Raw genomic sequence first — 23,339 nt, 5'->3', positions numbered from 1 at the left:
GATTTCATGAACATTTTAATTACCGGCGCAGCCGGAAAAATTGGACGTGACTTGTCCCAACACTTGTCAGAAGCATTTCACCTGCGACTTACGGATTTGAATATCGACAGACTGCATACGGATCAAGGGACAAGCCATGAGATCATGACACTGGATGTGACAGACCCCGAAGCCTGTCAGCATGCTTGCGAAGGCATGGATGTGGTTGTACATCTGGCGGGAGATCCTTCCCCGCATGCCGGATTTTATGAATCGTTGTTGGACATCAATATCAAAGGCACATTTAATGTATTCCGTGCAGCCAAGGACCAAGGTGTACGAAGAGTCATTCTGGCAAGCAGTGCACAGACGATCGAGGGGTATCCCATTGATGCTCAGGTCTATCCGGACATGCCGACACGCCCACGGAATTTGTACGGGGTTAGCAAATGTTTTGGAGAATCGCTCGCTTCCTATTTTGCGTATACCGAAGGTTTACAAAGTGTAGCAATACGTATAGGTGCATATGATGATTTTCAACCGGACGGACCCGTGCTGGAGGCAAGGGATATGAGCGCGTATATTAGTCCGGCTGACTTGTGTGATTTGATGTTCAAAGCAATTACAACTACCGATCTGGAACCCTTCACCATACTGCATGGGATCTCGAATAATCGGTTTAAACGATTAAATCTGGAAACCACTCAGAAACAGGTAGGTTATGACCCAAAATCCGATGCTTTTGCACTCAGTCAGATTGCCTTATATGATTCCCCACGATAATTATTGAAAATAACACATCCAAACAGGCTGTTATACATATGTATAACGGCCTGTTTATAACTTATACGTGTCCCTATCCAGTTCATGACTGGACAGGTCCTACCCTCTGGCCTATAATTACACCTAGTAATGCCCGTAACTTCATAGTTTCCCAGGGGAGTCGGAATTGGCCGGCTGAGAGTGTATCCCACCAAGATACTAACCCTTAGACCTGATCTGGATCATGCCAGCGTAGGAATCGGAGTATATCGAAATGGCACAGCCCTATGGCTGAACGCCACCTCTCTAACGCCTGCACGCGTCCCGGAATACGGGGCGCTTTTTTTGTTACTATCAGAAAGTATAAGACTGGAAGCATCACCTTCCTGATATTGCAAGAAAAACTGCCGCTAAACGCGGTCTGGCTTCCTTGAATGACATCGATGGACGTTTTACTTGTTCAAAAATAACGTCATCCGGATCTCAACTGGTATAAATCTGTCGATTTATGCAAGATGATTGGATATGAAGCCAAGGAGTACCCCGTGCCAATCGGCCGGACATACCGAAGGAGAGAACCACAGATGAAATGGCGTAAAACGATGGGACTGTTGCTCTTATGCGTGCTTATGGTGACTGTAGCCGCATGTGGTGGCAAAGAAGCTGCCCCAGCTGGGCAGAACGGCAACACAAATACGGAAAGCAGCAACGAAGGTGACACTACCGCCCTGAAAGATATTAAAGTGGTGCTCGACTGGACACCAAATACGAATCATACCGGCCTGTATGCAGCTGTAGACCAAGGTTTTTATAAGGCCGAAGGCTTGAACGTGGAGATTGTACAACCAGGTGCCGGTGGCGCAGATACGATGGTTGCATCGAATGAAGTGCCTTTTGGCGTAAGTTATCAGGAGAGTGTAACTCAAGCCCGCACACAGGGTGTTCCACTCGTCTCCATTGCAGCAGTTATTCAGCATAATACATCCGGGTTCGCTGCTCCGGCAGATCGGAATATCAAGTCACCGAAAGATTTTGAAGGTAAAACCTATGGCGGTTGGGGTTCCCCAGTCGAAGAAGCCGTGATGCAATCCATTATGGAAGGCGACGGAGCCGATGTATCGAAAGTAAAAAACATTAATATGGGTGATGCCGACTTTTTCACCGCAGTAAAACGGGATATTGATTTCGCGTGGATTTTCTACGCTTGGACAGGTATTGAAGCCGAACTGCGTGGTGAGCCCATCGACATGTTATATGTGAAGGATTATTCAGATGCATTGGATTACTACACGCCTGTCCTCGTAACAAACGAGCAGACGATCCAAAACGACCCTGAGTTGGTGAAAGCATTCCTGAAAGCCACCTCCGAAGGGTATCAATACGCAATTGATCATCCCGAAGACGCAGCGAACATTCTGATCAAGGCCGTACCGGACTTGGATAAAGACCTCGTACTGGCAAGCCAGAAATGGCTTAGTCCAAAGTACACAGATGACGCCCCGCGCTGGGGTGAGCAAAAACAGGAAGTGTGGCGGAATTACACCGACTGGATGTTTAGCAAAAAACTGCTTGATGAACAGATCGATGTGAGCAAGGCATATACGAACGAGTTTTTACCCCAATAAAATTTCTCATATAAAACGAACTTAATATTTACACGATGACGGAGAGGACAGAAATAACGTGAAAAAGCGAAGCGGTCGCCTTTATCACCGGATTTTCCCTTTAGAGAAAGGGAATCAAAAAAATCTGGGGATAACAGCGATTGGAAGGTTATTCTGTCATCGAAGTGGCAAGTGTAACAGTCATTAGTTCATTTTATTTATCACGAAAGGAGCCGTGATCTCTCATGGCAAGCACATTACTTAGCATTCAGGTTATTCCGAAAACGCCAAATGGCGAGAACTCTTATCCTTACGTTGATCGCGCCATTGAAGTTATTCAGCAATCCGGCCTGAAATATCAGGTGAACGCGCTCGACACCACAATGGAGGGGGAACTGGAGGAACTGCTGGAAGTTGTACGTAAAATGCACGAGGTACTTGTGGAGGCTGGCAGCCCAAGCATCATCTCCCAGATCAAAATCGCCCATAGCCCTACTGGCTTCAGCATGGATACCCTGACGGAGAAGTATCGCTAATGCCTGCCTATTTCAAAAGTGTATGGCCGCCCATTGTGGCGGTTATTCTCTTTATAGCGATATGGCAGGGAGCCGTCTCCCTCTTCCATATTGAGAAATGGATGCTGCCTGCACCGTCCGACATCGCCCGCGAAGCCGCAACCCAGGCCGAACGACTTGGCATGCATGCTTCCGCAACCATTCAGTTAACGCTGATTGGATTCGCCGCTGGAACAGCGGTTGGATTACTGATTGCGATGGTGCTGCATTTAGTCCCTTTTCTCAAGTCAGCCCTGTATCCTTTACTTATTCTTAGTCAAAATATTCCGACCATCGCGCTCGCGCCGCTCCTGTTAATCTGGTTCGGATTCGGGCTACTGCCCAAGCTGATTACAATCATTCTGGTCTGCTTCTTCCCCGTTGCAGTGGCGGCCATGGACGGCTTGACCCGTACTGACGCGGCGATGATGAACTATATGCGCATGGCTGGTGCAAAGCGTCATCAGATCTTCTGGAAGCTGGAGCTTCCCCATGCGCTGCCATCCGTGTTCTCCGGTGTCAAAATCGCCGCTACCTATAGCGTGATGGGCGCCATCATCGCCGAATGGATTGGTGCAGACAAGGGTATTGGTTATTATATGATGTTGCAAAAGTCGGCTTATCGTACGGACCGCCTATTCGTGGCGATCATGATTATTGTCGCGCTCAGCTTGCTGCTCTTCCTGTTCATTGCCCTGCTGGAGAAGCTGCTCGTGCGCTGGCGGCCACAAAGGCGGTAGTAAAGAAGTAATCTGTATATTAGGAAGTGATGACCATATGAATCGGCAACAGGATGAACAAGTCCAGCCTGGACGAGGAGCAAGTGTAATGGAGCCAACGCACGGTGAAAAGTTTAACTCGGCTACGTCTGATCGACCTGCCAACACGACTCCTGCTCCGGTTCCACCTGCACTGGACGTTGTTAATGTTCATGCATCATTCCGTGAACGGCGTAGCAAGCTACCGGTTCTGAACGGCCTGTCCCTGACTGTGGAGCAAGGCGAGTTTGTTGCTATCGTTGGACCTTCTGGCTGTGGCAAAAGCACCCTGTTCCATATCATCGGTGGTCTGCTGAAGCCACAGGAAGGCCAAGTGCTTATGAACGGTCAGAATGTAACGGGACAGCGTGGCAAGATTAGTTATATGCCGCAACAACCCGCTCTTTTCCCTTGGCGTACCATTGAAGACAATGTACTGCTTGCTGGTGAAGTAGCTTCAAGTGCTCCCCCTCGGGCCGAAGCACTTGCGGAAGCTCGTAAGTGGTTAAGCAGCGTGGGTCTTGCCGGATTCGAGCAGGCGTATCCTCATATGCTGTCGGGCGGAATGCAGCAGCGTGCTGCATTTCTGCGCGCCCTGCTCAGTCCGCAGGAACTCATGCTGCTGGACGAACCTTTCAGCGCGCTGGATGCACTGACACGTAGCGACATGCAGCGCTGGCTGCTCGATATCTGGGAACAGAACCGCCGCTCGGTGCTGTTCATCACCCACAATATCGAAGAAGCATTGCTACTTGCAGATCGGGTCTATGTATTATCCAACCGACCTGCAACGGTGTTGCACGAAATACATGTTCCTTTTGACCGCCCAAGACGAGAAGAAATTACGGAGGAATCCGCTTTCCTTGAGCGTAAACGGCAGATTGCACAGTGGATGCGAGAAGAACAGCAGAAAGCCCGCCTATCATAATAGCGCGGGTTTTTAAGTTATTATTTTCCTTTAATGGGTGATCCACCACAAGGAATTCTGCGTAACATAGTTAGAATATAAATGAACACAAGGAGGAATTCCCTCGTGCATTCTCAAGCTTTTGCACCATTAATTGATGCTCATATTCACTTCGATCAGTATACGCCTGACGAACAACGCGAGATGCTGCTATCTTTCCCGTCTCAGCAAGTCGAGGCGGTCATTGCCGTGTCCATGAATCTCGCTTCTGCCCAGGCCAATCTGGAGCTTGCCAAACAACATCCACGTAATATCTATCCGGCCTTCGGTTTCCATCCGGAACAGGAACTGCCGTCCATTGCAGAAATGGACCTGTTCTTCCAATGGATCGAGAAGCATATGGGACAAGCTACTGCCATCGGAGAGGTCGGTCTTCCCTATTACAATCGTCAGGAAGCGGAGCAGGCAGGGCAACGCTTCGATCGGAGCGGGTACATTGAACTACTTGAACGTTTCATCCAACTTGCCAAAAAGCATAACAAACCACTTGTCCTTCATGCGGTTTACGAAGATGCGGATATCGTCTGTGATCTACTGGAGCAATATCAGTTCCGACGTGCCCATTTCCACTGGTTCAAAGGATCTCGCGAAACCATAAGACGCATGGCGAACAACGGTTATTTCATCTCCTTCACACCGGATATTCGGTATGAAGAAGAGATTCGTGAACTCGCCCGGCAATATCCATCGGAACAAGTGATGGCCGAGACCGACGGACCGTGGCCCTTCGAAGGACCATTTCAGGGACGAATGACACACCCGGCCATGACCAGACAGGTCATCCAGGCATGGAGTGAGATCACTGGCATGGGAACCGAGCGGGCCGCCCGGCTCTTTTATCAGAACACAAAGCGTTTCTATGGCTTAACTTGAGTACAATCAGGTAACAGCAAGTACTATCGCTTGTCCTGCCAACACAGCACTTTACAACAAAGCACAAAGAAGTCAGTCGGTTTCGCTCCGACTGACTTCTAATTTACATATATAATTTATCGCTTCAAGAAGCCTTTGCCTTCCAGGAACGGTCTCACTTGCAACCTTGTCGGCTCAGTCAGGCGCTTCGCCATCAGTTCGGACCATGGAGTCGTTCGTTCACCGTTAGTTCGTGCTTTCATGTACGCCGTCGTTGTCTCATCATACTGCTCAACACCTTTGATGCTCTGCTCGGCATTATAACGATTACGATGCAGAACTGCATCCAGTGGCAGACGCGGGCGAATTCCCGTTTCCTGATCTGCAACACCAATACACATGCCATACACCGGAAATACCCCTTCCGGTAATCCCAATAACTCGGCTACTTCCTCAATCCGGGTACGAAGCCCGCCTATATATACAATTCCGAACCCTAGTGACTCCGCTGCAAGAGCGGCGTTCTGGGAAGCAAGTGCAGCATCAATCGTGGCTACCATGAAATTCTCGGTTGAATCGGCATACGATTCCTTTTCAGGAAGATGACGTTTCGCAGTATCACTCAGCCGATACAGATCAGCACACCATACGAGAAACACCGGACATTCATTGACATAGGCCTGGTTGCCTGCCAATTCAGCCAGCTTGGCTTTTTGCGCTAAGTCAGTCACAGCAATTACGGTATAGGCTTGCACACTACTTGAAGAGGAAGCCATCTGCCCTGCAGATACAATGGCTGCAAGCTGCTCATCACTTACCGGGTCTGGCTTGAATTTGCGTACAGAGCGGTGTTTCATCATCAATTCAATGGTTTCATTCATGGCTGTTCACTCCCAATCCTCGTAGTACGAACTCAATTGTCTGCTCAGCAAGCTCGTCTGTATTCATATCCTGATAATCAAAGCCAAATCGTGAATTCTTGGCCCGTTTGTGCGCCAAAGCCACACCCATAACCTGAAGCATCGCATAAGATACGGACTCGACCTGGAACAATCCCTGGTCTTTTCCTTCTTGCAGCAGGTCCCTCACTCGGGTCCATACAGGGTCTAGAAAACGAAATACGGTAGCTGTACGATGTGTCCGCAGTGTAATTTCAAGCTGCACAATATCGCTCATCTCCCGATCCGTCATCGTGAACTTCACAACTTCACCAATAATTCGTCGGATACCTTCCACAGGCGAGGACATGGACTCTTCAGCCAGCGCGTTCATCATATGCCCAGGGAAGAAATGCTCAAATAACGCTTCGAACACCTTTTCCTTGCCGCCAAAATGATAAGACACCAGCGACACATTGGCACCTGCCTCATCACATATTTGACGAACACTCGTCCCGTCATACCCCTGCTGTGCAAAAAGCTTCTTGGCTGCAAGCAATATCCTCGTTTTGATATCCAACTCCGGTTCAGTCATTCCGTCCCGCTCCCTCTTGTCCGTTCATCTCATTCGCTCCAGCTCAAGGACTGCAGCCAGCGAATCATCTGTCTATTATATTACACCAAGCACCCCGATGAAAATCATCGGGGTGCTTGCTTGTCCTATCCTAGGATGCAATGGTATACATCTGCTGTATTAGTTGTTTGCTTGAGCAGGGCTTGGAGCCATAGCTGGCATGCGTTGTTTTTTCAACAACGTCACGACCAGTGACAACGCAACGGCAACCAACAGTACAATCACGATAGAGCCCGCAGCAGACTGAACTCCTGGGCCTCCCAACTGCACGCTCAGAATACCCTGAACGGCGTATGTTGCAGGCAGGTACTGCCCAATGCCGCTATAGAAGCTGTTCAGCAATTCACGCGGTACCATAGCACCGGAGGATACCAGTTGCAAGGACAGTGAGATGATGTTGAACAGACTTCCCGCTGGTCCGAAGCAGATCAGGAAGAACTGGGAGAAGAACATGAACGTGCACAGGAAGAGCGCCTGGAACAACCAGAATGCAACAAATCCTTGTGCAATCTGTCCTCCCAGTGCCACGATCAGTGATGATCCCAGCAAGGAAACAACCAATGCGGAACCCACATTAATGACTACTCTCGCGCCAAACAAAGTCAATCGGGAATAAGTGGATGACAGCATACCCATGGCTGTCTGGAGGTTCATCCCCATGATCATGGCACCTACATAGGAAGCCAGTACCATCATCATCGGCACCATCTGATTATTCATCCCGTTAACCGGGTTGATGGACGTTGTTGTTCCTTCCACTCGGGTAGTCAGGTTTGTAGCGGCTTCAGCAGCCTGATCGGCAGGCGCACCTGAAGCGGTTAACACCGTCTGTACTCCTTGTGCTGTAGCTTGTTTGTTAATCGTGTTTGTCACACTTTGTGATACACCTTGCATCATGCTTTTGATCGTAACCGGGTTCGCTTCATTAATGGTGTATTTAATCTCGGCGGTTGAGCCAGCCGTCTGAAGCAATTCGTTAAACCCAGCCGGGATATCCAGCACCATGTGTACTTGGTGATGATTCAGCTGATCCAACGCTTCAGCCGCACTTAGATTGGATACGGTGTGGAAAGGCAGTGTTCCTGCGAGCGAATCCGCGATTCCTTTGGACATTTCTCCGTCCTCGTTCACAATCGCAACCGTCAATTCTTTCGCACGGTCATTTACTCCAGAATATGCGGTCATCCAGATCACGCTAAAGATCACTTGGAACATAAGTGCTGTTACGATCCCTACAATCACTGGCGGTTTTTTAAACAATGTACGTAAAGCCTGTAACATAAAAGGTGTCCTCCATTACTCAAATAGTTCTAATTTGATTTAAACAGTTGTTTGAATCAAACGATCGTTTAAATTTTATGTGAATATGCCCATATTGTCAACTCATTTTTTGAAAAATTCAGAAAACGCAAGCTTTATTCATGAATACAATTGATCCATTTTCACAAAAGTGCATTATGCTTTCCTTTCTCCGTAGAAAAGAACATCTAATACCAACGATTCAGGCTTACTTTCTAGCGACTCAACTGTATTTTTCTCAACAAAAAACGCGGTCCGCCGCAGCGAACCGCGTATTTATTCATCCTCACTTCATTGACAATGACGCGTTGATTATATCTCCAAACAAAGGTCGGTCAGTCATTTCTCTTCAGCTTCATGCGTTGCAGACGTAGGGAATTCAGGACAACCGACACGGAGCTGAACGCCATTGCCGCCCCTGCCAGCCATGGAGCCAAGAAGCCAACTGCCGCAATGGGAATACCAATCACGTTGTATCCGAGTGCCCAGAACAAGTTTTGTTTGATGTTCCCCATCGTGCGCCGGCTCATCTCAATGGCATCTGCAATACTGTTCAGATCACCACGCATCAACGTAATATCCGCCGCTTCCATCGCTACATCCGTTCCTGTTCCGATCGCCATCCCAATATCCGCTGTAGCGAGTGCCGGAGCATCATTAATGCCGTCACCTACCATCGCGACTTTCAGGCCACTCTCCTGAAGTTTCTTCACTTCCGCAGCTTTACCCTCCGGCAGAACCTCAGCCAGTACTTTACCGATCCCTGCCTGTTCAGCTACAGCGCGAGCTGTTCGCTCATTGTCTCCCGTAATCATGATGACATCGATCCCCATCGCCTGAAGACGACCGATGGCTTCACGAGAGGTATCCTTGATGGTGTCAGCCACAGCCACGATCCCTGCCCACTGACCATCTACCGCTACCAGCATCGCTGTACGCCCTTGTTCCTCCAGACGGTTCATCTGCTGAACGGTTTCCTCAGAGACATTCACCTGTGCATCTGCAAGCAAACGACGCGTGCCGACCAGGATCTCCTGCCCTTTTGCTGAAGCTCGCACGCCGTATCCCGGTATGTTCTCGAACTTCTCTGTTGGGGTTAGCTCCAGACCCTTGGCACGAATACCTGCAACAATCGCCTCTGCCAGCGGATGCTCGGAACTCTGTTCGGCCGCTCCCACTCGCTCAAGCAGATCAGATTCCGTCCAATTCGGAGCCGTGACAACATCGGTAAGGACCGGTTTACCTTGGGTTACTGTACCTGTTTTGTCGAGCACCACGGTCTGAATTTGTTGTGCCGACTCCAGATGTTCGCCGCCCTTGAACAGAATGCCATATTCAGCCGCACGTCCTGATCCAGCCATGACAGAAGTCGGCGTTGCCAGCCCTAGTGCACATGGACAAGCAATGACGAGCACGGCAATCGCTTTTTCAAGGGAACCGGCGAAGTCACCCGGACTTGCAAACAGATACCAGATCAGGAATGTCAGCGCAGCTATGCCGACAACAATCGGAACAAAAATGCCTGAAATGACATCTGCGATCCGCTGGATCGGTGCTTTGGAGCCCTGAGCTTGCTCAACTACTTTAATAATCTGGGACAAAGCCGTATCCGATCCCACTCGGGTCGCACGCAGTCGTAATACCCCGTTTTTGTTCAGCGTAGCACCTGTAACGGGATCTCCTGGCTTTTTATCCACGGGAAGGCTCTCTCCACTAAGCATGGATTCATCTACTGAGGATTGCCCTTCTTCAACAATACCATCCACCGGGATGCTATCACCCGGCTTCACCAGAACCAAGTCACCCACCGCGACATATGCGGCAGGAACCATCACTTCCTGTCCATCCCGGATGACACGGGCTTCACGTGGAGCCAGTTCAATCAGGCTTTTAATCGCCTGTGAAGAGCGACCTTTCGCCACAGCTTCGAACCATTTTCCAAGCAAAATTAACGTAATCAGAATTGCACTTGTCTCATAATAGAGTTCTACCGAAGGCATGGCGGCTGTGTTCGTTCCCATTGCCCCATGATCCATGGTTGTAGAAGGTAAGTACCCACTGGATAACGTCAGATAGAGACTGTAAAAAAACGCTGCACTGGTACCCAATGCGACGAGAACGTCCATATTGGCACTGCGGTTACGTAGGGCTTTGTACGCCCCCACATAGAATTGCCATCCAATCACGAACTGTACCGGCGTTGCCAGCAGTAGCTGGAACCAAGGGTTCATGAACAGCTCTGGGACATAGATTCCGGATGTGAACGAGAAATGCCCGACCATTGCCCACAGCAAAGGAATCGATAACAACGCAGATATCATCCATTTCCACTTTTTGCGTTGCAGCTCACGTTCACGAACCGATGTAGTCTCTTCTTGTGTCAATTGCAGTTCAGCACCGTAGCCCATCTGCTTGATCTTGGCGGTAATATCCGAAGGTTTCAATGCACCAGCGGCATATTCGATATGCCCTGTTTCCAGCGCCAGATTCACATTCGCCTGAGATACCCCCGGTAGTCGGGAAAGACCTTTTTCAATCCGGGCAGAACAAGCAGCACACGTCATACCTGTGATGTTCAGATCAACCGATTCTGACACCGTACCGTAGCCCAATGCTTCCACCTTATCTCGCAACGCATTCACGTTGGTTGTCTTCGGATCATAAGATACGGTCGCCTGTTCAATGGCAAGATTCACATTGGCCTGCTGCACGCCTTCCATGCGGGACAATCCCTTCTCCACTCGTGTCGAACATGCAGCACAGGTCATCCCCGTGATGTGCAGTGTTATCTTTAGTCCTGGTGCGTCTGCCATAGGTGGCATTGGGGTTGGTTCGGATGATCTATCCATTGGTTTATTCGTTGAGTTATCCATCATGTCAGCTCCTTTCATGTCGATTCAATTTTTGTATGTTGCATTCACTATACCCCTAAGGGGTATATATCAGACAGAAAATTAGGCTTAAACCTGACTCTTGGGAAAAGGTACTCTGACCTCTTTTTCGCCCATGAGCATGTTCGGTTTAAGCCTGTGATCCCGTTAGACTACATCGTATCCCTGATCTTCAATGGCAGCTTTGATCTGATCCACGTTCACCGTCTGCTCATCATATTCCACCGCTACTGTTCCCGCTGCCAGATCAACCTTACCACTCGCACCGGTATTCTTCACAGCCTCTTCAACCGACTTCAAACAGTGATTGCAAGACATTCCAGTAACGTTCAATGTAACATTAGACATTCTAAATTCCTCCTTGGGGTATATTAAAATGATAAATTAAATAGGTGAATTGATATAACTTACTTCATTAACTTCCGCATCGTAACCAGCAGTTCATCCACAACCTCATGTTCACCAGCCTGAATACGCTCAACGATACAGCTCTTCATATGACCTTCAAGTAAAAGTTTGCCTACTGAATTAAGAGCAGACTGAGCCGCCGCAATCTGCGTCAGCACATCATCACAGTACGTATCCTTCTCGATCAATCCCTTGATCCCGCGAATCTGACCTTCCACACGGTTCAAACGAGAAACCAGGTTACTCTTCATCTCCTGTGAATGGTGACTCTTGCGCACATGCTTCCCATCACTGCCCTCGGTATGACAGGATACCGCTTCTTGAACTGTAGCCAAAGCTTCCGTTGAATCTGACTTGGAGGATTGCAAAGGTTCCTCGGGATGGCTCTGATGATCCATCATGAACACCCCTTTTCTTTCGTTCTTTTCTAAGAGTAACATACCCCACGGGGGTATTCAAGAGTATTCTGATATTTTGATAAAAATGGATGAATCCTTCCTAATTAAATAGAGCGATGCATCTTACAAGGTATACTCCATCCTGCTGCTGCGGACGACCAGACCCATCTGTTCATAGAAAGTCTGTGCTCCAGAGTTAAACGTTGAAACGGACAATTCCACGCTATCTGCCTGAAGCTCTCTCCCTAGCTCGATGAATGCTTCTAGTAACTGTTTGCCTGTTCCTTGGCCCCGATGCTTGTTATCCACTACAAGTTCATGGATGTACAACATCTTGCGATCCACCATCAATGGGTTATCCTGAATTACACTTAACTGCACACTCCCGTAACCCAGAATCAAACCCGTTTCCGAAGACTCGGCAACATATAGGTAACGCTTGTCCGTTTCCAGCAGTTCGATGAACTCCTTTTTCTCCATTCTGGTCTCTAACGCTCTGTATAGATCCGGCCGCGCCTCGACATGCATCTGGTGCAGCTCATCCATCAACAATGACACGCCAGAGTAGTCCCTCATTTCTGCCTTTCGGATGTTAATCGTACCTGTACTCATCCCAATCACTCTTTCGTCTACTGAATTTTACATTATTATACAACCAAAAAGCAGATACCATAAGGGTACCTGCTTCGCTAAATTTATCTTCATTCCATCAAGCCCACATGATGCTCATGTTGTTTATTTTTTCGAAGAAGCATTTCCTTCATTAAAAGCAACAGGTGATGGCTTCGCTGCCCATTCGTCCGCCTGCGGCTCAATGTCTACTCCGCTCAAAATCTTCTTTTTCTCCATCAAGGAATCCCCGTCTTCATCCAACTTGTTGCGAATTTCCGCCTCGTCTTGAGGTTGATTGTTCTGTGTCATCATAGAGTCCTCCCTTTTTTCGTATTCATGTTGATGTTCCTTTATATAACGTGCCCACTTTCTGCATTATCATTCTCCGCTAGGGACAGGCCGTCCCCAAGTTAAGCTAAATCCATCTCTAAACCCTTGCTCGTACATTACTGACTCTGCTGTACCCTGAAGAAGGGTTATTACATTACAATAGTCCAAAAATAAAGCCATCCCCTCTGGCTTAACATATTCACATAGCTCCATAAACAAACGATCACTTTCTTGACTCAATCTTTTATATTCTTTTGAATTATAAATCACAAGATTTCCAATACTCTCCATACGAAGAGCTTTGAACTGGTTAAATATTTCTTCGAAGTCCTCCATGTTCCCCTCCAAAAAAGTGAAGTCACTATGAATATAAATAATAGAGTGACATCACTTAGATGTCAATATGATTGTATATTGAATTATTTTGTAATGATACAATATGAACATTACTTTTTGAGGAGATTTTATTTCATGGCTACAGATAAAAGAGTCTTTACACTTAGGCTGAGAGAAAAGAATTTTGAGAAAATTAAAGTGATTGCGGACAAAAACAAACGATCTATCGCAATGCAGATTGAGTATCTTATTGAACAACATATTGAAGAATTTGAGAAAGAACAAGGTGTTATTTCCCCAGATACACATAATGACGTATAGATTTTGCGCCCTTAGTACATGCGCATCATCCATACGTCATTTTTCATGATATATCCTGTTCCCCGTTAATCGAAATCAACCTGTTTATCCAAAATGATTTCCTCTACTCTGTATTCCATCTCTGGTATTGAGGGAATCAAGGAGAATCGAACGTTTTCAAGAGAAGAAGGAAGAGCAGGAACCACTCGGAAACTAATTTGCGTCTCCCCACCTCCTCCACGACTGCCATGTCTCATGGTGATATGTCTCTGTTCGCTGAATATTTCCAGAGCCAAATGTGGAACCATTTGTATACGCTCAGCTTCATTCCCCTTATATTGAATCTCCACATAAACGAGGCTTTCGCCTTCATATTGCATCGAATGCGTAATCATATACTCACACGAATCTTTAATCATTTTCTTCATAATCGGCACCACACTCGTCAATTGAAGAGGTTCACTTGGAAAGTAGTGTCTTTGCGGCATCGGTTGCACGCTACGGAGAACGTATCGGATATCTTCCTCCTTCATATCCAGTAAGCTCACCCATTCATCGATGGTATTTTGAGGGGGTTGGTATTGGACAGCTCCGGTTAAGTCCTTTCTGGCTGCAACCAGTTTCAAAAGTTGCTCATCAATTCGCTGTACCTCATCGCTGTATTCATTAGGAATTTCACGTAATTCACTCCAGCCCATATTTAATCACTCTCCTAATTTAATGAAATGCCATGCAAATACAATTCGCTACTGTACCTGCATCTCCCTCTTAAAAGGGAAAGAGACGCCCCTTAGGTCATATTCATGACCTTACGGGACGCCCTTTTTATATTGTCCCCCTCAAATGGACATCATCTACTGTTTTGCTTGTAACAATGAGCAAAAATGTATTGCCTTAACCAACCTATACCTGATCCTGGCGAGCAAGCGCGGCTAGCGCATGTAGCGCTGCATTAATCTCGCGCTCCACCGCTTGTCCCACCGCATCTGTATGCGGATCATACTCGGCTGCCAGGTCACTGTCCGCGAATCCATCGATCGCGACAATGGCTCCGGCGCGAGCGCCACGCAAGGTGCTGACGATGTAGAGTGCCGCAATTTCCATCTCAGCCGCAAGTGCTCCAGCCTGCTTGTACTTGCGGTGTGGAATCTCTTCCACGCCTGCAAAGAACGCATCCAGCGTTACGGTGATACCAACGCCCACTTTGCCTGCAAAGGTTGCAGCATCCGCGCTTTCTTGCTCATGAGCAGCTTCGATCAACGCTTGTGTCACCCCAATGTCCGCTACCGCTGGGAAACCACCCGGCACCAGTTGGCGAGTCAACCCGTCCGTACGAACAGCGGCTGTACTCACAATCACACTGCCTGCCGGATAATCAGCTGTATACGATCCCGCTGTACCTACACGAATCAGAGTTGTTACACCCGCGCGAATCAATTCCTCGAAACAGACAGCCGCTCCAGGTGAACCTACACCATGGCTGACCACAGCAATCTGTACCCCTTCATACAATCCAACAAATGTACGATACTCCCGACTGAACGCCAGTTCTCTCGCCTGCTCCAGCTTACGGGAAATCTTCTCCGCACGTGCCGGATCACCGCAGACGATGGCGTATGCCGGCATGTCTTCCGAATGAATCTGCAAAATAGGCATCAACATATCAATCAAACTCCTTCTTCGTCCACTCGTCTTCCGGAATCGGCAGATCTTCACCCGAGAAGCGTTGTTCCTTGAACGGATCGGCAAAATGGTGGAAGCCATTCACTTCCCAGAATCCGTTACGGTCTTCTGTCATAAACTCCAGACCACGTATCCACTTCGCACTCTTCCAGAAGTAAAGTTGTGGCACAACCATACGCAGTGGAAAACCATGTTTGGGTGTTAGTGGCTCACCGTTATATTTGAATGCAAGCAATACATCATCATGCATCAACTCTTCGAGCGGTACATTTGTCTCATAATCATGATCCGCATGAATCATGACGTATTTTGCCTCCGGCTTAACCCCAAGAAGCTTCACAAAATCGGAGAAGCGAATACCTTCCCACGGCGTATCGAATTTCGACCAACGGGTAACACAGTGAATATCACTCACCGTGTTTACCTGTGGCATCGCCTGCAACTCAGCTAAGGAGAACACCTTCTCCTCTTCTACTTCGCCGAATACCTTCAAGTCCCAGGTGGACAGGTCATATTCCGGCACTTCCCCTTCATGCAGAATCGGGAATTTCTCCGTCAGCATCTGTCCTGGCGGCAGCCGATCTCCGTGATCGTTACCTGTTTTGGGTGCCGGGGTTTTACTTTTTTTCAAACGTTCAGCCTTGTTATGCAAGTGGAATTCCTCCTTCTTTTACTGTCTCTAACATAGACATTCAGAATTAACGCGAGCTTCCGCCCGCTTTCAGTGCATCCTGTGCATAGGTACGGTCTTTGAAAAAGAACATCGCGACCAGCGTCACAATATACGGCAGCATCAATGTGAAATGCGTTGGCAGGGAGAAACCTTGCAGACGAATACTCAATGCTTCCATGAAGCCAAACAGCACACTGGAGCCCATGACGCCAAGCGGATTCGCTTGCCCTAACATCGTTGCCACCAGCGCGATAAAACCACGACCAGCAGTCATGCCTTCGGTAAACATCGTTACCTGACCGAGCGACAACTGTGCTCCAGCCAGAGCACACAACACACCGCACATCAGAACGGCACCATACTGGATGCCACGTACCTTGATCCCGATGCTCTGTGCTGCAATCGGGTTCTCACCTACGGAGCGCAAGCGGAAGCCGGATACACTTTTGAACAGATAAAATTGTAGTGCAATCACGAGCACAATACCGAGGTAAACCAGCGGACTATGTCCCGATATTACATCGCCCACCCACGGAATGTCCTTAATCAGCGGAATATCCCACTTGGGAAGTCCCACCATGTCTTTGTCGTAGTATGCACCTTTTACATCAAAAATCGCACGCAGTGCAAAGGTCGTCACCCCCGCAGCCAGGAAGTTAAGCGAGATCCCGACCACGATGGCGTTGGCTTTCAGATTAATGCTTATAAAGGCAAAGAGCGCCGAGAATAACATCACAATAATAATGGAAAAGAGTACAGCAAGCAGCACATTGCCAAATAGATAATTACCGACAATCGCGGAGAATGCACCGATCAGAACCAGTCCTTCAAGACCGACGTTGAACAGACCGACACGGGAACATAAAGCCCCACCGAGCGCTGCAAGCAGGATTGGAGTCATAATCCGCAAGGTTGAGCCAAACATGGCTGCATCAAACAGTTGTTGCATTGGACTTTTTCTCCTTTCTCCGCTTCAGGAATGAATAACCGATCTGAGCTGATACAAATAACGTCAATACAGCCTGGATGACACTGCCAACTTCCAGCGGCACATCCGTATTCCGTTCCATCCCCATGGCACCTGTCTGTAACGCAGCCAGCAAAATAGCTGCTACAGCTGTACCGAGTGGATGCGAGCGGGCAAGCAACGTGGCCATAATGCCGCTCCATGCGTAACTTGCCGATGACAATGAGCCATCAAGGAAACGGTACTGTGTACCGAGCACTTCCCCCGCACCCGCGAGTCCAGCAAGTCCACCACTGATGACCATGGACAGCATCATCATGCGAATGCGGCGAACACCACCGTAGGTTGCAAAGGACGGGTTGCTTCCGAGCATGCGGATCTCGTAACCGGTCACCGTTTTATGTGTGAACCAGTAGATCAGAATGGCCGCTACAATGGCAATAATGAAGCCAGCATGAAGTCCCATGCCTTGGAACAACTTCGGTAACCAGATACTTTGATCAATCATCGGAGTCTGTGCCATCGCTGCAGATCCTGTGCGGTCCTTAAATGGATAGGAGACCATGTAGCCCCCGAAATAAATGGCAATATAGTTAAGTAGTAAGGTTGTGATCAACAAGTTCATGCCGAAGCGTGCATCCAGCCAGCCTGCAAACAGGGACCAGATTCCCCCAGCAATAATACCTGCCACAATCGCAGCAATACACACAAACCAGCCTGGTCCTGGCAGATAAAGCGCCGTGAGCGCGGCACTAAGCCCGCCAAGAATCATCTGGCCTTCGGCTCCCATGTTGAAGAATCCGGCACGGAATGCCAATGCTACGCCAAGCCCCGCCAAGATGATTGGTGTGGAACGAGCCAACGTATTGGTGAAGAAGTAGAAGTTGCCGAAGGCCCCTTTCCACATCTCCGCATACGTATCCACCACATTACCGCCAACGATCAGAATCGCCACAGCCCCTGCAATCAGACCGATGAATACGGCAAGCAGCGGCTGGACGAGTCCGCGAAGTGTTTCTTTTACCCGATTCATATCCGCTCTTTCCCTCCTGCCATTAACAAGCTGATCTGTTCCTCAGTTGCTTCCTCTGCTCTCAGTTCTCCGGCAATTTCGCCTTCATACATGACAATAATCCGATCAGATAATTGCAAAATCTCCGACAACTCCGATGAAATGAGCAGAATACCCGCGCCCTCGCTACGTTTGCGCAGCAATTCAGCATGGATTGTCTCCATCGCTCCGATATCCACACCACGAGTCGGTTCGGCTGCAATCAGAAACGGTGTCTCCTGTGCAAATTCACGGGCAGCAATCAGCTTCTGCAAGTTTCCTCCAGACAAAAACTGTGCCTTGGTCTCCGCAGAACCTGTCTTGATGCTGAACTGTTGGATCCAGCTCTCTACCATTGTTCTTGCTGCTTTGGCTTTGATAATGCCGCGTGACTGCAAGCGATAATGATGTCCCATCAGCCCGTTCTCGCGAACGCTCGCATCCTTGGCCGCTCCCCACATGTAACGATCTTCCGGAATATGAGCAAGTCCATGCTCCCGGATGCGCCGTACAGGCCAATTGGTTGTATCCTGCCCGGAGAGCACAACGCGACCACTATCCGCCTTACGCAGTCCAGCAATGACCTGAATCAGTTCCGACTGGCCGTTACCCGAGATACCCGCTATGCCAACAACCTCACCTTTTCGAACCTCCATATGAATGTCCTTGAGCGCCGAACGATCCTTCGCTCCGGACAGATTGACCCCTTCCACCTGAAGCACCGCTTCCGCTGGAACCGATGGCTGCTTGTCCATACGCACAAGTTCACGACCAACCATCAGACGAGACAATTCCTCCACATGTGTATCTTTGGCTTCCAACGTACCTGTCACCTGACCATCCCTAAGCACCGTGATCCGGTCGGCTACATCCATGACTTCTTGCAACTTGTGCGTGATCAGTACAAAGGTTTTGCCCAGCTTGGCGAGCGATTTCATGTTCGCCAGCAGTTCTTTCACTTCCAGCGGTGTCAGTACCGCCGAAGGTTCATCCAATATAATGATGTCTGCGCCCTGATGCAGCACCTTGAGAATTTCAACTCGCTGCTGCATGCCAAGTGGGCACTCGGACACTTTTTTCCACGGGTCAACCGGCATGCCATATTGTCTGCCAAGCTCGTTCACCTGAGCCGCTGCTTTTTTGCGGTCAAATGCGCCTGCCTTAGCCGGTTCGCGTCCAATCACGATGTTCTCCGCCACCGTAAAGGAAGGGAACAGCATGAAATGCTGATGCACCATACCGATGCCACTTGCCATCGCCTGGGACGGGGTGGCAAAGCTCACCTCACGTCCGCGGACTTTGATTGTGCCTGACGTGGGCTGTTCCATACCGTACAGCATACGCATCAAGGTTGTTTTACCAGCCCCATTCTCACCTACCAGGGCATGAATCTCTCCCTCACGCAAATTAAAACGGATGTCCCGGTTAGCGGTGAAGCCGCCGTATTTCTTCGTAATCTGCTCCATCTCCAACAGCATATCTCGCGTTCGCTCCCCTCGGTCTCGGTCATTTAATAGCAGCAAAACCGGCTGCCTGATCGGGCAGCCGGCTGATCATTTCCATCACTCATTCATTGAAAAGAACATTCAAAACTATTGTTGCAATGGATCTTTGACTACGATTTTGCCGGATACGATATCATCCTTGATTGCTTTAACCTTGTCGATCACTTCTTGTCCGACAAAAGCATTCAATGGAGATTCGCTGTCACGTGTAACGTAAGTCAGGCCTACACCGTCTTCTTTCAAACCGTAGTTTACTGCACCTGCTTTGAAGTTGCCTTCTACGAAATCTTTCACGGTCTCATAAGCAACCGTATCGGTTGACTTCAATTGAGACAATACGATATGTTCCGGGTCTTCAACTGTACGATCCGTATCCTGACCGGAAGTGTAGAAGCCTTTTTCTTTCGCTGCTTCGAACACGCCGAGATCACCTACAGCGGATGCGCCAGCGATGAAGTCAGCGCCTTTGCCAAATTGTACCAGCGCCAATTCTTTTGCTTTGGCCGGGTCATTAAATCCACCTACATAGTTCACGAGGAATTCTGCACCCGGATTCACGGATTCCAATCCAGCTTTGAAACCTTCCGTATATTTCTTGATCAATGGTACATCCATTGCTGCGATCATGCCGACTTTGTCTGTTTTGGTGGACAATCCAGCAGCTGCACCGAGCAGGTACGCCCCTTCATATTCACGGAAACCAACACTACGAACGTTAGGAAGATCAACGGTTGTATCTACAATCGCAAAGGACTTGTCCGGATTCTCTGCAGCGACTTTCTTCAATGCATCTTCTGCCTGGAAAGTTGCTGTAATAATCAGATCATAATTCTCGGCAACCGCAGCACGCAGATTTTGTTCAAATGCTGCCGGGTCTGTCGATTCAATCGTCTTGGTATCTACTTTGAATTCTTCGCCTGCTTTTTTGAAACCTTCATCCATCTGTACAAAGAAAGGGTTAACCCCTATTTTTTCGGGAAGTACGAGGGCCATCCGAAGAGATTTCTCCGAATCACTGCCTTGGGCGGATTGTTCGTCTTTGGAAGCCGAATTCCCACAAGCTGCCAACAAAATAGCCAACATGATGATCGATAAGACGAACGATAAACCTCTTTTCATTTTGAAAATACCCCTTTTCAACATTCTTTTTTCTTATCCTAGCGGATACTGTCGATCCTTGTCAATAAATCTTTGAGCGTATACACTCAAATAGAATATAATTGACAATTCGCTTTCTACCAAGCTTTGGAAACCGTTCTGTATCAAGCTTTTTTTCGTTGACATCCAGCGCGTCTCCGTGCTAAAGTCAATCCAATTATTCTATTCTGATAGGAATTGTCAGAATTATAACCCAAAGCTAATTATTTTCCAACCCATTTTAAGGAGGCTATTCATTTGAAAAAAATCACCCAGATCACGTTGGCAGCCCTACTCGCCGCTCCGGTAACACTCGGCAGCCTTAGCTTGCCCGCTTCTGCTTCTGCAGCATCTGCAACTCCGGCTAAACCAACCACCTCACAAAGTGTCAAAGGACCGGTAGCTCAGGCGCCAGTTGCTTACACGGAAAGCGCAGCGGATTTTGCTCAATTCTTGCAAGCGAAATACAACATTCAATTGCCGCAACAGATTACCAAAGGTGATTTCATTCAAGCCATTGCAGCCATCACGGAAGCAACTCAAGCAAGTGACAGTGAAGCTAACGCTCCTGTCTTTACCGATCTGTCTTCTGGTGATTCTTCATATGATGCTGCCGTATCCTTATACAATAATGGGGTTCTTACGGGTACAGAAGTACGTGCCAAGGATCAACTGAGCACTTATGCCGCCGTCTTCATCGCGGTGAAAGCAGCCGGATTCAAGGAACTCGCTTATACATATCCCACAGAGAAAACGGCCAAAGCACTTGCCAAAGTTGGCATTAAACCAAACCGTGTTCAGGGACAAGCCGCACAGGAGCTGGCTGCTGCGATCGATACAGGCCTGATTCCTGAAAGCCTATACCCCGCTCTCCTTAAGGGTGGCGTAGCAAGTAAAGATTTCGCTGATACTTTGCTTGGACGCGTATTGGTCAGTCAAGGGAAATACAAACATGAGATTGGGCGTTCCGGCGATGCGGACATCTATTCCAAACTGTATGCTGCATATCGCACAGCGGATCTGATCGAATCACCTGAGCTGAGAAAGATTGTGGATCAGGCCCTGCGAGATGATCTCGTAACAGGTTATAATCTGAAGGATAGCCGCTTTGATTCCAACTTTATCGATGAACTGACACTTACTTACGGCCACGATAATATTCAACATGCTGTACAGTTGGTTGGTTTGTTGCGTAGCGAAGGTATTGATGCTGATGTGCAATTCCAACCCAAGACATCTGCCTTCATTTATTTGAAGGAATGGGGCGAGCCGAAGGAAACGCCTGATTATAAAGTGACACAGATCGAGAACGGTAACTATATCGCTTCTGCGAAGGAATATGATATCCAGTTCGAGTTCAACAATGTGGCAGACAAAGTTCGCTTCAACGACATTGTGCTGAAATATGCCAAAAAGAACAGTGACAGTACATCTCCACTGATTCTCAGCTCCTGGTGGCAACCGCTGTATTATTCACCAACCGCATTGGCGAACTACCCTGTCATTTCCAATAATAAGATCGCGCTTGGCAATTACTACGCTCAGTCCTTCTCTCTGAAAGAGAATGCCAAATCCATTCGGGAAGGTTTCCTGAAGCTGGCACCTGATGCGGACATTACGACGTATGACTTCTGGGTGGACCAGCCTTTCTTCAACTATCTGAACGGTGGATCTGAATAAAATAAATTCCGTCTTCAACCGAATTAAAGCTCGTATTTTGGCACCATAAGCAGCCGTCCTTACCGAATTTCACAGGGGTTTCGACCCCTAGATTCGTAAAGGCGGTTTTTTGTTCAGCATTTTGCAAATTTCTTCTACAAAATCATTTTTCTCATGCAGGAATTACCAATATAAGGTCGAATCCTTTATGTACACAAACACGCAATCATATTGCATATCTCCGCACGAACAGGAGTTACTCCATGGTATATGACGGTATTCTACTAGGCTTGATCGTTGGATTTTTTCGGGGCGGGTTGCGGCATGGGCTCAACCAGTTTGCAGCACTCAAGCTGCGAAGTGGCTGGATTTTCCCTGTATTGCTGCTAATCCAGTTCTTTATTTTCTATCTCCAGGAACGATTCGAATGGGTGGCATCCATTAATGGATATCTCTTTGCTGCCGTCTACATTACAGGGCTCGCTTTCCTGTGGCTCAACAGACACCATACCGGTTTCATGCTCATCTGGATTGGGGTATTTCTCAATTTTGCCGTTATGGCTGTAAACGGTGGGCGCATGCCTGTTTCTGTGGAAGCCTCCGCTGTACTGGGACCCTACTATGTAGACATGCTCCGGGAAGGCGGCGCCGTATCAAAGCATTTTATGATGGATGCATCTACAAATCTGCCTTTTCTCGGTGATATCATCCCACTCTCCAGCCCTTACCCACGGACTCAGGTCATCAGCATCGGTGATGTGGTCATGAATATTGGCATATTCCTTTTTATTCAATACATGATGGTGAATCGGGACAAAAAGGCTGTGCAACCTGCTAAAACTCATCAGGCTTGAAGAAAACAGGTAGACTCCAAGGAAGGGAGGTCTTCTCCATGAAAAAATTTGAAGGTGTGAAATATTCCCGCATTGTCATCAACGCAATCATCGTGGCTTCTGTCGTTGTAGCGTTAACTTCGGGATACAAGCTGGGCGGCTAGTATCCATACCACCCAACAAGACAAACAGGCTGCCAGCGGCCTGTTTTTTCTGTCTGGATTTTTGGCAGGCAACTTGGTATGTTATACATCTATATAGTATATCCC

The 23,339-nt window shown here is 48.2% G+C and carries 25 protein-coding genes and 1 riboswitch; of the genes, 9 read left to right on the top strand and 16 right to left on the bottom strand.

Annotated features, from left to right (window positions below):
- Window positions 1-6 precede the first annotated feature (6 nt).
- From MHI48_RS02380 to MHI48_RS02355, 6 genes are all read left to right on the top strand, one after another.
- The gene (locus tag MHI48_RS02380; RefSeq protein WP_405142871.1) at window positions 7-762 is read left to right on the top strand and encodes an NAD-dependent epimerase/dehydratase family protein; all 756 of its coding nucleotides are present in this window, start codon (window positions 7-9) and stop codon (window positions 760-762) included.
- A gap of 143 nt (window positions 763-905) precedes the next feature.
- Window positions 906-1,018: riboswitch (TPP riboswitch) on the top strand.
- A 307-nt stretch (window positions 1,019-1,325) separates the two neighbouring features.
- Window positions 1,326-2,366 carry an ABC transporter substrate-binding protein gene (locus MHI48_RS02375; protein WP_076329741.1) on the top strand — a complete coding sequence of 347 codons (1,041 nt, stop codon included), beginning with the start codon at window positions 1,326-1,328 and terminating at the stop codon, window positions 2,364-2,366.
- Window positions 2,367-2,590: 224 nt separating this feature from the next.
- The gene (locus MHI48_RS02370; protein ID WP_017690996.1) at window positions 2,591-2,881 is read left to right on the top strand and encodes a thiamine-binding protein; all 291 of its coding nucleotides are present in this window, start codon (window positions 2,591-2,593) and stop codon (window positions 2,879-2,881) included.
- Window positions 2,881-3,639 carry an ABC transporter permease gene (locus MHI48_RS02365; protein ID WP_076319532.1) on the top strand — a complete coding sequence of 253 codons (759 nt, stop codon included), beginning with the start codon at window positions 2,881-2,883 and terminating at the stop codon, window positions 3,637-3,639. The genes MHI48_RS02370 and MHI48_RS02365 overlap by 1 nt, the downstream gene beginning before the upstream one ends.
- 37 nt (window positions 3,640-3,676) lie before the next feature.
- Window positions 3,677-4,585: an ABC transporter ATP-binding protein gene (locus tag MHI48_RS02360; RefSeq protein WP_076329740.1), complete on the top strand. Its 909-nt coding sequence runs from the start codon at window positions 3,677-3,679 to the stop codon at window positions 4,583-4,585.
- Between the two features lie 81 nt (window positions 4,586-4,666).
- Window positions 4,667-5,497, top strand: coding sequence for a TatD family hydrolase (locus tag MHI48_RS02355; RefSeq protein ID WP_076329739.1), 831 nt, complete (start codon window positions 4,667-4,669; stop codon window positions 5,495-5,497).
- A gap of 116 nt (window positions 5,498-5,613) precedes the next feature.
- On the opposite strand, the gene nfsA is transcribed toward MHI48_RS02355, so the two are convergent.
- From nfsA to MHI48_RS02310, 9 genes are all read right to left on the bottom strand, one after another.
- The gene (gene nfsA / locus MHI48_RS02350; RefSeq protein ID WP_076329738.1) at window positions 5,614-6,357 is read right to left on the bottom strand and encodes an oxygen-insensitive NADPH nitroreductase; all 744 of its coding nucleotides are present in this window, start codon (window positions 6,355-6,357) and stop codon (window positions 5,614-5,616) included.
- Window positions 6,350-6,949, bottom strand: a complete 600-nt coding sequence (locus MHI48_RS02345) for a TetR family transcriptional regulator (RefSeq protein WP_076319536.1) — start codon at window positions 6,947-6,949, stop codon at window positions 6,350-6,352. The genes nfsA and MHI48_RS02345 overlap by 8 nt, the downstream gene beginning before the upstream one ends.
- A 159-nt stretch (window positions 6,950-7,108) precedes the next feature.
- Window positions 7,109-8,269, bottom strand: a complete 1,161-nt coding sequence (locus tag MHI48_RS02340; RefSeq protein ID WP_036673157.1) for a YhgE/Pip domain-containing protein — start codon at window positions 8,267-8,269, stop codon at window positions 7,109-7,111.
- Window positions 8,270-8,622: 353 nt separating this feature from the next.
- Window positions 8,623-11,109 carry a heavy metal translocating P-type ATPase gene (locus MHI48_RS02335; protein ID WP_405144569.1) on the bottom strand — a complete coding sequence of 829 codons (2,487 nt, stop codon included), beginning with the start codon at window positions 11,107-11,109 and terminating at the stop codon, window positions 8,623-8,625.
- A gap of 216 nt (window positions 11,110-11,325) precedes the next feature.
- Window positions 11,326-11,526: a copper ion binding protein gene (locus MHI48_RS02330; protein ID WP_076329737.1), complete on the bottom strand. Its 201-nt coding sequence runs from the start codon at window positions 11,524-11,526 to the stop codon at window positions 11,326-11,328.
- 59 nt (window positions 11,527-11,585) lie between these two features.
- Window positions 11,586-11,984: a metal-sensitive transcriptional regulator gene (locus MHI48_RS02325; RefSeq protein WP_235200851.1), complete on the bottom strand. Its 399-nt coding sequence runs from the start codon at window positions 11,982-11,984 to the stop codon at window positions 11,586-11,588.
- 123 nt (window positions 11,985-12,107) lie between these two features.
- Window positions 12,108-12,596 (bottom strand): GNAT family N-acetyltransferase, encoded by a 489-nt coding sequence (locus MHI48_RS02320; protein ID WP_076329736.1) that lies wholly within the window; start codon window positions 12,594-12,596, stop codon window positions 12,108-12,110.
- A gap of 123 nt (window positions 12,597-12,719) precedes the next feature.
- Window positions 12,720-12,905 (bottom strand): hypothetical protein, encoded by a 186-nt coding sequence (locus tag MHI48_RS02315; protein WP_017691007.1) that lies wholly within the window; start codon window positions 12,903-12,905, stop codon window positions 12,720-12,722.
- 69 nt (window positions 12,906-12,974) lie between these two features.
- Entirely contained in the window at window positions 12,975-13,262 is a 288-nt protein-coding gene (locus MHI48_RS02310; protein WP_076329735.1) for a hypothetical protein, read from the bottom strand.
- A 135-nt stretch (window positions 13,263-13,397) separates the two neighbouring features.
- Here MHI48_RS02310 and MHI48_RS02305 point away from each other — a divergent pair, with 135 nt between their 5' ends.
- Window positions 13,398-13,583: a hypothetical protein gene (locus MHI48_RS02305; RefSeq protein ID WP_076329734.1), complete on the top strand. Its 186-nt coding sequence runs from the start codon at window positions 13,398-13,400 to the stop codon at window positions 13,581-13,583.
- A 65-nt stretch (window positions 13,584-13,648) separates the two neighbouring features.
- Here the strand turns inward: MHI48_RS02305 and MHI48_RS02300 are convergent, their stop codons facing one another.
- From MHI48_RS02300 to MHI48_RS02270, 7 genes are all read right to left on the bottom strand, one after another.
- Window positions 13,649-14,260: a hypothetical protein gene (locus MHI48_RS02300; RefSeq protein ID WP_076329733.1), complete on the bottom strand. Its 612-nt coding sequence runs from the start codon at window positions 14,258-14,260 to the stop codon at window positions 13,649-13,651.
- A 205-nt stretch (window positions 14,261-14,465) separates the two neighbouring features.
- A complete protein-coding gene (locus MHI48_RS02295) occupies window positions 14,466-15,224 on the bottom strand; it encodes a nucleoside phosphorylase (protein WP_076329732.1) in 759 nt (252 codons plus the stop codon).
- Window position 15,225: 1 nt separating this feature from the next.
- On the bottom strand, window positions 15,226-15,897 hold the full coding sequence (locus tag MHI48_RS02290; RefSeq protein ID WP_017691010.1) for a sulfite oxidase-like oxidoreductase: 672 nt from the start codon (window positions 15,895-15,897) through the stop codon (window positions 15,226-15,228).
- 46 nt (window positions 15,898-15,943) lie between these two features.
- Window positions 15,944-16,867, bottom strand: coding sequence for an ABC transporter permease (locus MHI48_RS02285; protein WP_017691011.1), 924 nt, complete (start codon window positions 16,865-16,867; stop codon window positions 15,944-15,946).
- Complete coding sequence (locus MHI48_RS02280) at window positions 16,851-17,918, bottom strand: ABC transporter permease (protein ID WP_036616697.1); 1,068 nt, start codon at window positions 17,916-17,918, stop codon at window positions 16,851-16,853. Before MHI48_RS02280 ends, MHI48_RS02285 begins: the two co-directional genes overlap by 17 nt.
- A complete protein-coding gene (locus tag MHI48_RS02275) occupies window positions 17,915-19,414 on the bottom strand; it encodes an ABC transporter ATP-binding protein (protein ID WP_076329731.1) in 1,500 nt (499 codons plus the stop codon). The genes MHI48_RS02280 and MHI48_RS02275 overlap by 4 nt, the downstream gene beginning before the upstream one ends.
- 114 nt (window positions 19,415-19,528) lie before the next feature.
- Window positions 19,529-20,560 carry a BMP family protein gene (locus MHI48_RS02270; protein ID WP_036616691.1) on the bottom strand — a complete coding sequence of 344 codons (1,032 nt, stop codon included), beginning with the start codon at window positions 20,558-20,560 and terminating at the stop codon, window positions 19,529-19,531.
- Between the two features lie 276 nt (window positions 20,561-20,836).
- Between MHI48_RS02270 and MHI48_RS02265 the strand changes: the two genes are divergently transcribed.
- Window positions 20,837-22,258: a hypothetical protein gene (locus MHI48_RS02265; protein ID WP_083677590.1), complete on the top strand. Its 1,422-nt coding sequence runs from the start codon at window positions 20,837-20,839 to the stop codon at window positions 22,256-22,258.
- A gap of 242 nt (window positions 22,259-22,500) precedes the next feature.
- Window positions 22,501-23,091: a DUF5317 domain-containing protein gene (locus tag MHI48_RS02260; RefSeq protein WP_036616686.1), complete on the top strand. Its 591-nt coding sequence runs from the start codon at window positions 22,501-22,503 to the stop codon at window positions 23,089-23,091.
- The last annotated feature ends 248 nt before the right edge of the window (window positions 23,092-23,339 follow it).

The organism is Paenibacillus sp. FSL H7-0942 (assembly GCF_045040715.1).
Taxonomy (GTDB): Bacteria; Bacillota; Bacilli; order Paenibacillales; family Paenibacillaceae; genus Paenibacillus; species Paenibacillus amylolyticus.
The sequence above is the reverse complement of the archived record's forward strand: the minus strand, read 5'-3'. Positions and strand labels throughout refer to the sequence as shown.